This window comes from Mesorhizobium sp. WSM3879, assembly GCF_002294915.1.
In the GTDB taxonomy this organism is placed as follows: Bacteria; Pseudomonadota; Alphaproteobacteria; order Rhizobiales; family Rhizobiaceae; genus Mesorhizobium.
Window position 1 is genome coordinate 130,965 of record NZ_NSFZ01000013.1, and the last position, 13,559, is coordinate 144,523.

Sequence of the window (13,559 nt, forward strand, 5' to 3'; positions counted from 1 at the left end):
GCAGATTACCCTGGAAAGTGACATGACGGGATCAAACATCATCGATCTCAATGCCGAGATGCTTGCGGCCGCCGCCGAAAGCAAGGCATGGCCGTTCGAAGAAGCCAAGAAGATCATTGCCCGCTACAAGAACAAGGACTTTCCCGATACCGTCCTGTTCGAGACCGGCTACGGCCCGTCCGGCCTGCCGCATATCGGCACCTTCGGCGAGGTGGCGCGCACCACGATGGTGCGGCACGCCTTCCGCGTGCTGACGCGGGACAAGGTCAAGACCAAGCTTTTGTGCTTCTCCGACGATATGGACGGCATGCGCAAGATTCCCGACAACGTGCCGGATCGCGCGGCGCTCGAGCCCTACCTGCACAAGCCGCTCACATCGGTGCCCAATCCGTTCGGCGGCGACTATGCGAGCTTCGCCGATCATAACAACGCAATGCTCTGCCGCTTCCTCGACACGTTCGGCTTCGACTATGAGTTCGCCAGCGCGACCGAATACTACAAGTCCGGGCGCTTCGACGAAGTGCTGCTGCGCGCCGCCGAGCGCTATGACGAGATCATGGCGGTGATGCTGCCGACGCTCGGCGAAGAGCGCCAGGCGACCTACAGCCCATTCCTGCCGATCTCGCCGAAAAGCGGCCGCGTGCTCTACGTGCCGATGAAGCATGTCGACGCCAAGGCCGGCACCATCACCTTCGACGATGAAGGCAGCGAGACCACGCTGCCGGTCACCGGCGGTCATGTGAAGCTGCAGTGGAAGCCGGATTTCGGCATGCGCTGGGCAGCGCTCGGCGTCGATTTCGAAATGTTCGGCAAGGACCACCAGACCAACGCGGCGATCTACGACCGCATCTGCAACATCCTCGGCGGCCGCGCGCCGGAACATTTCGTCTACGAGCTGTTCCTCGACGAGAACGGCCAGAAGATCTCGAAGTCGAAGGGCAATGGGCTCACCATCGACGAATGGCTGACCTATGCGCCCACCGAGAGCCTCGGCCTCTACATGTACCAGCGGCCGCGGCAGGCCAAGAAGCTCTATTTCGACGTTATCCCGAAGGCGGTCGACGAATATTACGCCTTCCTGTCCGCCTATCCGCGCCAGGAGTGGAAGGAGCGGCTCGGCAACCCGGTCTGGCACATGCATGACGGCAATCCGCCGGCCATCGACCTGCCGGTCCCCTTCGCGCTGCTGCTCAATCTGGTCAGCGCCTCAAACGCGCATGACAAGGCGGTGCTGTGGGGTTTCATCTCGCGCCATGCGTCCGGGGTGACGCCGCAGACGCACCCCGAGCTCGACCGGCTGACCGGGTATGCCATCCGCTATTTCGACGACTTCGTGAAGCCGACCAAGGTCTATCGCGCCGCCGACGAGGTGGAGCGCGAGGCGCTGGCGAAGCTTTCGGAAGCGCTTGGCGCGCTGCCGCAGGGCGCGGACGGCGAGGCGATCCAGAACGCGGCGCTCAACGTCGCGCGGCGGATCGAGCGCTATCAGGACCATTCCAAGCAGAGCCCGGAAGGCGGACCGGGCGTGTCGGTCGCCTTCTTCCAGATGATCTATCAGGTGCTGATCGGACAGGAACGGGGGCCGCGTTTCGGCTCTTTCGCGGCGCTCTACGGCATTACGGAGACGCGCGCGCTCATTGAGCGGGCTCTGGCTGGTCAGCTGGCTGCGTAACGTCGCCATCTTCCGCCGGCAGGATGGAACTCGGCGCGGCGGGCGCCGGGCCGGTGGCGGCCGGCAATGCCGGCAGGCCGCCGAGATTCGGAGCGGCGCCGAAAATGCCTTTCCTCGCCGCGCGCGCCTTGTCGCCCGCCTCGACATAGGGGCCGCCTGGCGCCGCGCGGGCCCAGCCGTTGTCCACCAGCCACAGACCGACATCCTTGTTGCCGACCCAGCACTTGACCGCTATGGCCTTCTGCCCGCCTTGCGGCGGCACGGAGCAGACCAGGGTCCGGCCACGCAGGAAAGCGCGGAATGCCGTCCTGGCGCGAACCCCGCAGTCCCATGACTTGCCTTCGTCGCTGCAGGTCTCGTCCTCTTTGACGATGTCGATGCCCGACACGGCGATGGAGTAATCCTTGGCCTTGATCAGGCCGGCGGCGGTGGCGACGGGCTGGAGCAACTTGGTGCCCTCCTCGCCATCCGGCAGTTTCGTTTTCCGCGGCTTGGGCGGACCGGCCAGCGCCAGATCGCTGAGCGGCGCGCGCGGCTCGACCCGTTCCAGTTCCTCGGCAGGCAGTTCGGGTGGCGCCACCACGTCGGGATCGATTGCCCGCGAATGCGCCACCGGCTTCGGCGGCTGCGGCGCGGCAGGCGCCAGAATGGCGGACGTCGCCGGTTCCGCAGTTATCGGTTCCCGAGGCGCCACATCGGCGTCTTGCCCCGGAAGTGCACTGGCCGGATCGATCTGATCGACCGCGACGACGCTTTCGCTGCCCTTCAGCGAGTGGCCTCCGGCGACGACCAGCGCCGCCATTGCCGGAACCGCCGCAAGCGCCAGGGCAAGATGGAGGACCCGCACCAGCCCGGACCTACTGGCTTGCCCAGACGATCCGCGCCACCCACTCGACCTCGCTCATCGAGATGTCGCGGTCCGGGTGAGCGGGGTTAAGCGAGACCAGCACGACCGACTTCGCGGTCTGCCGGTCGAGCACCTTGGCCATCACCTCGCCGGCGGTGGTCTTGACGACGACGCGGTCGCCCTTGCGCGTCGGCGCGCCCGGCTCGACGATCAGCACGTCGCCATTGCGGTAGAGCGGCAGCATGGAATCGCCCTGGACCTTCAGCGCATAGGAGGTTTCCGCCGCCCGCGCCGGAAGCTCGACCAGATCCCAGCCCTGCCCTGAGGGATAGCCGGCATCGTCGAAGAAACCGCCGGCACCGGCCTGGGCGAAGCCAAGCAGCGGCACGGCCATACGCGGCGGCGGCGCGGCGGAGGCACCGTGACCCTCAACCAGCACGGTGAATTCTTCCAGCGAGGCGCCGGTGGCCTCGATGATCTTGGCCAGCGATTCGGTCGAAGGCCAGCGCGGCCGGCCGTCGGAGGACAGGCGCTTGGATTTGTTGAAGGCGGTCGAATCGAGGCCCGCGCGGCGGGCGAGACCGGAAGCCGAGAGCGAATAGCGTTCGGCAAGAGCATCGATTGCGGCCCAGACGCGATCGTGTGAGAGCAAGTCCGCTCTCCTTCGAAAAACAGGAAAAAATGCCTCACTGCTGTCTAACGCGCGACCATTCAATTGTCCACCGGCGCGAACAGCGGATTGCAGAGAAAGTCGCCGCTTCCGCAAGATTGACGGGCTCGATCCTGAGCCGGGCGCCGGCACCGACCATGTCGCCGCGTGCGCGATGCAACGTTCGACTCCGGCCGAAACGTCTCGGTGCGCAAGCTTGGTAGGGTGCGGTCCTCGAATTACGAAGGACTGCTCATGTTGCCGAACCACCAATCCATCGCCCCATCCGTTCTGTATTTTGGGACGCCTGTCGTCCTGATGGTTACCCGAAATGATGACGGCCGCGTGGGCCTTGGGTTCATGCGTGGTCCTCGGCTTGAGTTCGGCGACCCAGGGCGCCATCAATCTTCTGCGGGATGGCGAATGCACCCTCAATTTTCCCGCGGCCAGCCTCTGGGCGAATGTCGAACGGATCGCGCGCACCACGGGTGCGAATCCGTTCCACCCCATAAGGCCGAATTGGGGTTCGTTCATGAGGCCGACAAGTTCGCTTTAGGCGGTTTTGCGATCCAGCCCAGCGAATTGATCCTGACGCCGCGCATCGCAGAATGTCCCCTGCAGTTCGAAACACGCCTGCTGACCTGCCATCGCAGCGCGAAGCAGCAAGGCGCATCCTCGACGCACCTCATCATGGAGGTAGACGTGCAGCGAGTACATGCGCACAGCAGCATCGTCTTGCCGGGAACGAACCACATCGACACTGCGCGATGGAATCCGCTGTTCTATGTGTTCCGGCACTATTTTGGCGACGCGGTCGATCTGGGCAAAACCTTCCGGGCCGAACATTGAACGCTTGCTCGATCAGGCCCGCTTGGCCTCTTCGCGCAGGTTCCGGTGCGAGATCATGAATGCCCGCTCGGGCTCGGTCGGCGGGCGCGGTTCCGCCGAATGGCCGAGCGCCGCGACGACCTCCTCAATTTCGAGAAAGCGGCCACCGCGCCGGTCATAGACGCCGCCGGTGGTCAGGATCAGCGCCGCCGTCTCCCCATTGTCGAGGACGAAGCGGTGCTTGCCGATCACCGAAGTGCCTTCCCAGGTCTCGATCGACGACACCACCTCGAAGCGGCTCCACAGCCTGATCTCGCGCACATAGGCCGATTGCAGCCCGCCGATCATCGGCGCCCAGCCGTTCCGCCGCGCGAGCGCGACAAGACCGACGCGAAGAAAAACATCGATACGGCCAAGATCGGCCAGCATCATGTAACGGGCATTGTTGAGATGGCTGTTGAAATCGATGTCGGTCGGCAGGCAGCGAAAGGCCAGCCGGCTCTGATCGCCGATTTGATAAGGGCCACGGCTACGCGCCGTGGCCATCATGCGCGCGAGGCGCCCCCAGACATACATCGGAGTTCGTCAGGCGGCCTTCTTGACCTCGCCCTTCTGGTAAGGGTCGAAGCGCTGGTAGAAAGTCTCGCCCTTCTCGGCCATGTCGAGCAAAAGCTTGGGCGCCTTGAACTCGGCCCCGTATTTCTTCTGCAGGCCCTTGGCGATGTTGACGAAACGCTTGGCGCCGATGCCGTCGATGTAGGAGAGCGCGCCGCCGGTGAACGGCGCGAAGCCGAAGGCGAGGATCGAGCCGACGTCCGCCTCGCGCGGATCGGTGACGATGCCCTCCTCCATGACGCGCACCGCCTCCAGGGCGATGGTGACCAGCAGGCGCTCTTTGAGCTCCTCGTAGTCGACCTTCTCGGGCTTCAGCTGCGGATAGAGATCCTTGAGACCCGGCCACAGCTTCTTCTTCGCCGGCTTGGCAGGATAGTCGTAGAAGCCCTTGCCGTTCTTGCGGCCGAAGCGGCCATGCGTGTCGACCATGGTGTTGATCAGCGCCATCTGCTTCGGGTCGACGGCTTTCTCGCCTAGATCCTTGATGGTCTGCTTCATGATCTTCTGGGCAAGGTCGATCGCCGTCTCGTCGGTCAGCGCCAGCGGGCCGACCGGCATGCCGGCGGCCTTGGCGGCGTTCTCGATCATCGCCGCAGGGACGCCTTCGATAAGCATCTTGTAGGCTTCCGACATATAGCGCAGCACGCAGCGATTGACGTAGAAGCCGCGCGTGTCGTTAACGACGATCGGCGTCTTCTTGATGGCGCGTACGAAGTCGATCGCGACCGCGAGCGCCTTGTCGCCGGTCTTCTTGCCGAGGATGATCTCGACCAGCATCATCTTGTCGACGGGCGAGAAGAAGTGGATGCCGATGAAGTTTTTCGGCCGCGCCGAGTTCTTCGCCAGCGAGGTGATCGGAATGGTGGAAGTGTTCGAGGCAAAGATCGCCGAGGACTTCAGCGCCGCTTCCGCTTTCTCGGTGGCGAGCTTCTTCACGCCTGAATCCTCAAACACCGCCTCGACGACAAGGTCGCAGCCGGCAAGATCGGCATAGTCGGCCGTCGGCGTGATCAGCGACAGCAACCTGTCTTTCTCTTCGGGCTTGGCGCGGCCCTTCTTCACCTGGTCCGAAATCAGGCTGTCGGAATGCGCCTTGCCCTTCTCGGCCGACTCCATGTCGCGGTCGAGCAGCACGACCGGAATGCCGGCCCTGGCCGTGACATAGGCAATGCCGGCGCCCATGAAGCCGGCGCCGAGTATGCCGATCTTCTTGAACTTGCTGTCCGGCACGCCGGTCGGGCGGCGCGCGCCCTTGTTCAGTTCCTGCAGCGACACGAAAAGCGAGCGGATCATCGCCGCCGCTTCCTTGGTCTGCATGATCTCGGTGAAGTAGCGCTGCTCGATCCGGAGCCCGGTGTCGAAGGGCACCAGCAGGCCCTCATAGACGCATTTGAGGATCGCGGCGGCCGCCGGATAGTTGCCATAGGTCTCGCGGCGCAGGATGGCGATGGCCGGCGGCCAGAGATTGGCGCCGGCTGCCGAATAGATCGGACCGCCGGGCAGCTTGAAACCCTTTTCGTCCCATGGCGCCACCGGCTTCAGGCCGTTTTTGATCATCGCCTTGGCGGTCTCGAGAAGCTTCTTCGGCTCGGCGATCTCGTGGATCAAGCCCATCGACTTCGCCTTTTGCGGCGTCAGATTCTGGCCGGTCGTCAGCATCTGCAGCGCCTGCTGCTGATCCGTCAGCCGCGGCACGCGCTGGGTGCCGCCGGCGCCCGGGAAGATGCCGATCTTCACCTCGGGGAGCGCCATCTTCACCTTGTCGGAATCGGCCGCGACGCGGCCATGGCAGGCGAGCGACATCTCGAAGGCGCCGCCCATGCAGGTGCCGTTGATCGCCGATACCCACGGCTTGCCGCAGGTCTCGATCTTGCGGAACAGGCCGGTCATATAGCCGGCATTGTCGAACAGCGCCTTGGTCGCCTTTTCGAGGTCCTTCTCCTTTTCGACGGCGAAGGTGGCGAGCATCTTCTGCAGCATGGTGATGTCGGCACCGCCGGAGAAGCTGTCCTTGCCGGAGGTGATGACCGCGCCTTTGATGGCGGCGTCGTCGGCCACACGATCGACGATGGCGTTGAGCTCGCGCATCGCCTCTTCGGTGAAGACGTTCATCGAGCGGCCCGGCATGTCCCAGGTGACCAGCGCGATCCCGTCGGCGTCCACGTCGAGGGTGAAATTGGTGTAGCTCATCTTTTCTCTCCCCGTCAGACGCGTTCGATGATCGTGGCGGTGCCCATGCCGGCGCCGATGCAGAGCGTGACCAGCGCGGTGTTCAGGTCCCGGCGCTCCAGCTCGTCCAGCACCGTGCCGAAGATCATCGCGCCGGTGGCGCCGAGCGGATGGCCCATGGCGATCGCGCCGCCATTGACGTTGATCTGGTCATGCGGGATGTCGAAGGCCTGCATATAGCGCAGCACAACGGAAGCGAAGGCCTCGTTGAGCTCGAACAGGTCGATGTCCGACAGCTTCATCTTGGCACGCTTCAAGAGCTTTTCGGTGACGTCGACCGGGCCGGTCAGCATCAGCACCGGCTCGGAACCGATATTGGCGAACGAGCGGATGCGCGCGCGGGGCTTCAAGCCCATGGCCTTGCCGGCCTTCTTGGAGCCGAGCAGTACAGCAGCGGCGCCGTCGACGATGCCGGATGAGTTGCCGGCATGGTGGACGTGGTTCACTTCCTCGACTTCCGGATGCTTCTGCACGGCCACCGCATCGAAGCCGCCCATCTCGCCCGGCATGACGAAGGACGGATTGAGCGAGGCGAGCGACTGCATGTCGGTCGAAGGCCGCATGTGCTCGTCACGGTCGAGGATGGTGAGGCCGTTCTGGTCCTTGATCGGGACCACCGAATTCTTGAAGCGGCCGTCCTCCCACGCCTTGGCGGCGCGCTTCTGGCTCTCGACGGCGTAAGCGTCGACGTCGTCGCGGCTGAACCCGTATTTCGTCGCGATCAGGTCGGCCGAGATGCCCTGCGGCACGAACCAGCCGGGAAGCCCGACGGAGGGGTCCATGAACCAGGCGCCGCCGGACATGCCCATGCCGACACGCGACATGGATTCTACGCCCCCGGCAATGACGATCTCGTCCGCGCCTTGCGCGATCTTGGCGGCGCCGAAATTGATGGCATCGAGTCCGGAAGCGCAGAAGCGCGATATCTGCATGCCGGGCGCCTTGGTGTCGTAGCCGGCCTCGAAGGCGGCGGCGCGCGGAATGACCGAGCCCGCTTCGCCGACCGGATCGACGCAGCCGAAGATGATGTCGTCGACCGTGCCGGTGTCGAGCGCGTTGCGGTCACGCAGCGCCTCAAGCGTCTTTGCCGCGAGCCGCACCGCCGGCACCTCGTGCAGCGAGCCATCCTTCTTGCCTCTGCCGCGCGGCGTGCGCACGGCGTCATAGACGTAAGCTTCGGCCATTTTCGTGCTCCTTGGATTTGCCGGTCGCTGCGCTCAGAGAGAGCGCCCGATCAGCAATTTCATGATCTCGTTGGTGCCGCCGTAGATGCGCTGGACGCGGGCGTCGCGGAACATGCGGGCGATCGGATATTCGTTCATGTAGCCATAGCCGCCATGCAGTTGAAGGCATTCGTCGACGACTTTGCCCTGCAGGTCGGACAGCCAGTATTTGGCCATAGAGGCGGTGACCGGGTCGAGGCCGCCGTCGATGTGGCGGGCGACGCAGTCGTTGTAGAAGACGCGGCCGATCGTGGCCTCGGTCTTCAGCTCGGCCAGCTTGAACTGGGTGTTCTGGAAATCGATGATCGCCTTGCCGAAGGCCTTGCGCTCCTTGACGTAGTCGATGGTCAGCGCCAGCGCCCGCTCGATCATGGCGATCGCGCCGGTGCCGATCTGCAGCCGCTCCTGCGGCAATTGCTGCATCAGCTGGACGAAGCCCTTGCCTTCCTCATGGCCGAGCAGGTTGGAGGTCGGCACGCGCACGTCGTTGAAGAACAGCTCGGAGGTGTCGTTGGCCTTGAGCCCTATTTTGTCGAGGTTGCGACCGCGTTCGAAGCCCTCGACCTCGTCGGTCTCGACGACGATCAGCGAGGTGCCCTTGGCGCCCTTGTCCGGATCGGTCTTGGTGACGACGATGATCAGGTTGGCAAGCTGGCCGTTGGTGATGAAGGTCTTGGAGCCGTTGAGCTTGTAGTGATTGCCGTCCTTCTCGGCACGGGTCTTGACGCCCTGAAGGTCGGAGCCGGCGCCGGGCTCGGTCATAGCGATGGCGCCGATCAGCTCCCCGGTCGCCAGTTTCGGCAGCCATTTTTCTTTCTGCTCCTCGGAGCCGTAATGCAGGATGTATGGCGCGACGATCGAGTTGTGCAGGCCGATGCCGAAGCCGTCGACCCCGACGTGGCCGATAGCCTCGATGATGGCGCTCTCATGCGCGAAGGTGCCGCCGGAGCCGCCATATTTCTCCGGCATAGAGGCGCAGAGCAGGCCGGCGGCGCCCGCCTTCAGCCAGCTCTCGCGGTCGAAAATCTCGTTCTTCTCGAACTCATCGTAGCGCGGCGCGATCTCCTCCGACATGAAGCGGCTCGCCATCTCGTAGAGCATGCCGACTTCGTCCGCCGCCCAGGCGGGCTTCGGCAGGCCAAGAACTTCGGCTGGATTTGTCATGCTGTTTCCTCCACTGCGCCGGCGTCCCCCTCCCCCTTGAGGCAGGGGAATCGCAGATAAGTTGATTGGCTATTGCCAAGCCGCAAAAGAAGGATTCTTGAGAGGCTTTCTCGTAGCAGAGGAGGCCCGAGTGCGGCTTGTTTTGTCGATCCTGCAAGCAGTTCGCGATCCGCGCGACATCAACGCGCGGCATGATCTTGCTGAACTTCTGTTTCTGGCGTTGGCGGCGACGCTGTGCGGGGCCAAAAGCTGTGTGGATATTGCGGAGTTCGCAGAGGGGCGCGAGGAGGAGCTGAAAGAGTTCATCGAGCTGAAGCATGGGTGCCCGAGCCACGACACCTTCAGCCGGGTGTTTCGGCTTCTTGATCCGCAGGAGTTGTCGGATGCGCTGAGCGCCTTCATGGCGGCATTGCGGCGTGAGCTTGGGCTCGGCCCACCGCGTGGCGTGGTGGCCGTCGACGGCAAGGCGCTGAGGCGCGGTTATGAGAAGGGCCGCGCCTTCATGCCGCCGCTGATGGTCAGTGCCTGGGATGCCGAGACGCGGCTGGCGATTGCGGCAACGCGGGCGCCGGCCTCCGACGAGGTTGCGGCGACGCTGGCGCTGCTGAAGAGCCTGGATCTCAAGGGCTGCACGGTGACGGCCGACGCCTTGCATTGTCGCCCCGAGACGGCCAAGGCGCTGCTGGCGCAGAAGGCGCATTATGCCCTTGGGCTGAAGGCCAACCGGGGTCGTCTGTTTGCCGCGGCCGAGAAAAGCTTCGCCGCGGCGGGCGAGATCGCCGGCTTCGAAACGCGCGACAGCGGCCATGGCCGCACCGAAGTGCGCCGCGCCAGCGTGCTGCCGCTTGCCAGGCTCAAGGACGCGCCCGCCTTCCCCGGCCTCAAGGCCATTGGCCGCATCGAGGCCCTGCGCACCACTGCCGACGGCAAGACGACCACATCGGTCCGCTATATCGCCCTCTCCAAGGTGCTGACGCCCAACAAATTGGCTGAGACGGTTCGTGCCCACTGGACGATCGAGAACCAGTTGCACTGGAGCCTTGATGTTGTCTTCCACGAGGATGACGCCCGCACCCGAAAGGACAACGCGCCACAAAACCTGGCCGTCATCCGCAGGCTCGCCCAAAACATCTTGGCTGCCCATCCCCTCGACAAACCAATCGCCAGCAAGATGCGCAGGGCCAACTGGAGCAAAGACTTCTTCTATGAACTCTTTACTCATATGCGATAGCCCTGCCCCTTGAGGGGAGGGTGGCCGCGAAGCGGCCGGGAGGGGTCGCCGATGAGGTGCTCGGCCTTGTCCTTAACAAACTGCGCCACATGCCATGCACTGTTAATGACATCAGGCTCATCAATCCTGACAACGACATACCCGAGTGACGGCAAACAGGCGTCGCGGTTCACATCATGACGTCTGCCAGCTTCGGTTTCGTGCAGGTCGCCGTCGACCTCGACGATCAGTTTGACCTTCGGGCAGACGAAATCGACAATGTACGGGCCGATCGGCGATTGCCGCCTGAACTTCAGGCCATCAGCCGTCAGCTCGCGCAATTCGTACCACAGCAGGGACTCGGCCTTCGCCGTGTGCAGACGAAGCGAGCACGCTTTCTGTCGCATCTCGAAACTGACCCGCGTGCGGGGCATTGTGTTAGTCCTTCTCCCAGGGTGCGTCGCCAGAATTGGCGTCGAGTTCGTCGCGGGCGACCCCTCCCGGCCCTTCGGGCCACCCTCCCCTCAAGGGGAGGGGGACGCCGAGCATTTCTAGAACGCTTCCGCCGGCAGCGCCATTAGCGTATCCGCGCCACTGGAAATGCGGGCGAGGCGCGTCGCGCTCTCCGGCATGATCCGCTCCATGAAGAAGCGCGCCGTCACCAGCTTGTTGTCGTAGAACGACGCGGCCCCATTGGCACCTTCGGCGAGCTTCGTTTGGGCGGCCTTGGCCATCTGGCCCCACATGTAGCCCAATGCCACCAGGCCGAAGAGATGCATGTAGTCGGTCGAGGCGGCGCCCGCATTGTCGGGCTTGGCCATGGCATTCTGCACCAGCCACATGGTCGCCGCCTGCAGGTCGTTGAGGCCCTTCTTCAGCGCCTTGGTGAAGGGCGCCATCTTGTCGTCAGCGCGGTTTTCCTCGCAGAATTCGCCGACCTCCTTGAAGAAGGCCTGCACGGCGCGGCCGCCATTCTGCGCCAGCTTGCGGCCGACCAGATCAAGCGCCTGAATGCCGTTGGCGCCTTCATAGATCATGGCGATGCGGGCATCGCGGACGAACTGGCTCATGCCGTGTTCTTCGATGTAGCCGTGGCCGCCGAACACCTGCTGCGCCATCACGGCGTGATCGAAGCCCTTGTCAGTCAGCACGCCCTTGACCACCGGCGTCAGCAGACCGGTGTAGTCGTCGGCCGACTGGCGGTCCCTTTCGTCACCGGAGCGGTGCGCGACGTCCGACTTGATCGCCGTCCACAGCGCCAGCGCTCGGCCGCCCTCGTTGAACGCCTTCATGGTCATCAGCGAGCGGCGGATATCGGGATGGACGATGATCGGGTCGGCCTTCTTGTCCAGTGCCTTGATGCCCGACAGCGAGCGCCCCTGGAGGCGGTCCTTGGCGTAAGACACCGCGTTCTGATAGGCGATCTCCGAGACCGAGAGCCCTTGCAGACCAACGCCCAGGCGGGCCTCGTTCATCATCGTGAACATGGCCTTCAGGCCACCGTTCAACTCGCCGAGCAAAGTGCCTTCGGCCTCGTCATAGTTCATGACGCAGGTCGAGTTGCCGTGGATGCCCATCTTCTCCTCGATCGAGCCGCAGGAGAGCGCGTTGCGCGCGCTGACATTGCCCGAGTCGTCGAGCTTGAACTTCGGCACGATGAACAGCGAGATGCCTTTGACGCCTTCCGGCGCCCCTTCGACGCGGGCCAGCACCAGATGGACGATGTTGTCGGCCATGTCGTGCTCGCCGGCGGAGATGAATATCTTCTGGCCGGAAATCCTGTAGGTGCCGTCGCCATTGGGCACCGCCTTGGTGCGCAGCAGGCCGAGATCGGTGCCGCAATGCGGCTCGGTGAGATTCATGGTGCCGGTCCAGGCGCCCTCGATCAGCCTGGGCAACCAGGTGGCCTTCTGCTCGTCCGTGCCATGGGTGACAATGGCCGCGATCGCGCCCTGCGTGAGGCCGGGATACATCATCAGCGCCATATTGGCGGACACCATGTATTCGGAGACCGCGGTGTGGACTGTATAGGGCAGACCCTGGCCACCGAACTCGGCCGGTGCCGCTAGGCCCATCCAGCCGCCCTCGCGATACTGGCTGAAAGCGTCCTTGAATCCCTTGGGCGTGGTCACGCTACCGTCTTCATGGCGCACGCAGCCTTCCATATCGCCGACCCGGTTCAGCGGATGCATGACGTTTTCGGCTAGCTTGGCGCCTTCGGCAAGAATCGCCTCGACGACGTCCGGCGTAGCGTCCGAGAAGCCCGGAAGATTAGAATAGCGCTGGTAGCCGAGCACGTCGTTGAGCACGAACAGCGTGTCCTGGACGGGCGCCCTGTAGATCGTCATGCCTTCCTCCACCCTTGCGGTCCCGGCCGGCCAGCAAGTTTCCGATCCGATGTGGATGGGAGGCCGAGCCAATGTCGATGCCCCCGATAGCAAATATTGACGTTTGCGTAAACGTCAACTTCGTCGCAGCCCGAAATTTTTGATTAGCGCTCGCTCCAAGGCAACAAAAAAGCCGCGCGGCTGCAGCCACGCGGCTTTCTCTATCCTAGGCTATGCCGTTAGCGTGAGATCAGCCGGCGGCGCTTGCCTGCGGCGCGGCCCGCTCGGCCAGCATCTGGCGAACGATCGCCATCGAATTGCTCAGGTCGCTGATAGCCTCATCGATCAGCGCGCGCTGCTTCTGCAAGCGGGCAAGCTGCTTCTCGGACTTGTCGAGCGCCAGCCGCAACTGCTTGGTGTTGGATCCGGTCGGATCGTAAAGATCCATCATCTGCTTGACGTCCCGCAGCGAGAAACCGACCTTGCGGCCGAGCAGGATCAGCTTCAGCCGGGCCTTGTCGCGGCGCGTGTAGAGACGGGTCGAGCCGTCGCGCTTCGGATTGAGCAGGCCCTTGTCCTCGTAGAATCGCAGCGTGCGCAAGGTCACGCCGTACTTCTTGGCCATCTCGCCGATACGGACGAATTCTTCGTCGGTCTCGACCGATATGTGATTGCTATTGGCCGCGGCTTCGCCGGGCGAAACAAGTTTCATGGTCACTGGCTTTCCCCTGATGGCGTCGCGGTCACGGACCAAAACGTCGCCTGAGTGGAAGCGGGGGCGTGCTTCCAATCGTG

12 protein-coding genes are annotated in these 13,559 nt (G+C 63.8%); 3 read left to right on the top strand and 9 right to left on the bottom strand.

Annotated elements, in window-relative coordinates; all coding sequences use genetic code 11:
* Positions 1 to 22 precede the first annotated feature (22 nt).
* Positions 23 to 1,672, top strand: a complete 1,650-nt coding sequence (locus CK218_RS24760) for a lysine--tRNA ligase (protein ID WP_095829198.1) — start codon at positions 23 to 25, stop codon at positions 1,670 to 1,672.
* On the opposite strand, the gene CK218_RS24765 is transcribed toward CK218_RS24760, so the two are convergent.
* The gene (locus CK218_RS24765; protein WP_245435182.1) at positions 1,635 to 2,519 is read right to left on the bottom strand and encodes a thermonuclease family protein; all 885 of its coding nucleotides are present in this window, start codon (positions 2,517 to 2,519) and stop codon (positions 1,635 to 1,637) included. The two genes, CK218_RS24760 and CK218_RS24765, sit on opposite strands and share 38 nt — an antisense overlap.
* A gap of 10 nt (positions 2,520 to 2,529) precedes the next feature.
* Complete coding sequence (locus CK218_RS24770; protein ID WP_095799361.1) at positions 2,530 to 3,171, bottom strand: helix-turn-helix transcriptional regulator; 642 nt, start codon at positions 3,169 to 3,171, stop codon at positions 2,530 to 2,532.
* A gap of 252 nt (positions 3,172 to 3,423) precedes the next feature.
* On the opposite strand from CK218_RS24770, the gene CK218_RS24775 reads away from it, so the two are divergent.
* Positions 3,424 to 4,017 (top strand): flavin reductase family protein, encoded by a 594-nt coding sequence (locus CK218_RS24775; RefSeq protein WP_245435183.1) that lies wholly within the window; start codon positions 3,424 to 3,426, stop codon positions 4,015 to 4,017.
* Between the two features lie 12 nt (positions 4,018 to 4,029).
* On the opposite strand, the gene CK218_RS24780 is transcribed toward CK218_RS24775, so the two are convergent.
* Genes CK218_RS24780 through CK218_RS24795 form a run of 4 tightly spaced genes read right to left on the bottom strand, consistent with a single transcriptional unit; the run spans position 4,030 to position 9,227 of the window.
* Positions 4,030 to 4,572 carry a thioesterase family protein gene (locus CK218_RS24780; protein ID WP_095829200.1) on the bottom strand — a complete coding sequence of 181 codons (543 nt, stop codon included), beginning with the start codon at positions 4,570 to 4,572 and terminating at the stop codon, positions 4,030 to 4,032.
* 9 nt (positions 4,573 to 4,581) lie between these two features.
* On the bottom strand, positions 4,582 to 6,801 hold the full coding sequence (locus CK218_RS24785) for a 3-hydroxyacyl-CoA dehydrogenase NAD-binding domain-containing protein (protein ID WP_095829201.1): 2,220 nt from the start codon (positions 6,799 to 6,801) through the stop codon (positions 4,582 to 4,584).
* A 14-nt stretch (positions 6,802 to 6,815) separates the two neighbouring features.
* Complete coding sequence (locus CK218_RS24790; protein WP_095829202.1) at positions 6,816 to 8,024, bottom strand: acetyl-CoA C-acetyltransferase; 1,209 nt, start codon at positions 8,022 to 8,024, stop codon at positions 6,816 to 6,818.
* A 33-nt stretch (positions 8,025 to 8,057) separates the two neighbouring features.
* On the bottom strand, positions 8,058 to 9,227 hold the full coding sequence (locus CK218_RS24795) for an acyl-CoA dehydrogenase family protein (RefSeq protein WP_095829203.1): 1,170 nt from the start codon (positions 9,225 to 9,227) through the stop codon (positions 8,058 to 8,060).
* A gap of 130 nt (positions 9,228 to 9,357) precedes the next feature.
* Here CK218_RS24795 and CK218_RS24800 point away from each other — a divergent pair, with 130 nt between their 5' ends.
* Entirely contained in the window at positions 9,358 to 10,458 is a 1,101-nt protein-coding gene (locus CK218_RS24800) for an ISAs1 family transposase (protein ID WP_095829204.1), read from the top strand.
* Here CK218_RS24800 and CK218_RS24805 read toward each other — a convergent pair.
* The 3 genes from CK218_RS24805 to CK218_RS24815 form a co-directional block, all read right to left on the bottom strand.
* Positions 10,446 to 10,871, bottom strand: coding sequence for an endonuclease domain-containing protein (locus CK218_RS24805; RefSeq protein ID WP_095829205.1), 426 nt, complete (start codon positions 10,869 to 10,871; stop codon positions 10,446 to 10,448). The genes CK218_RS24800 and CK218_RS24805 overlap by 13 nt on opposite strands.
* 117 nt (positions 10,872 to 10,988) lie before the next feature.
* On the bottom strand, positions 10,989 to 12,785 hold the full coding sequence (locus tag CK218_RS24810) for an acyl-CoA dehydrogenase (protein WP_095826083.1): 1,797 nt from the start codon (positions 12,783 to 12,785) through the stop codon (positions 10,989 to 10,991).
* Positions 12,786 to 13,014: 229 nt separating this feature from the next.
* On the bottom strand, positions 13,015 to 13,476 hold the full coding sequence (locus CK218_RS24815) for a MerR family DNA-binding transcriptional regulator (RefSeq protein WP_082980529.1): 462 nt from the start codon (positions 13,474 to 13,476) through the stop codon (positions 13,015 to 13,017).
* Positions 13,477 to 13,559 lie beyond the last annotated feature (83 nt).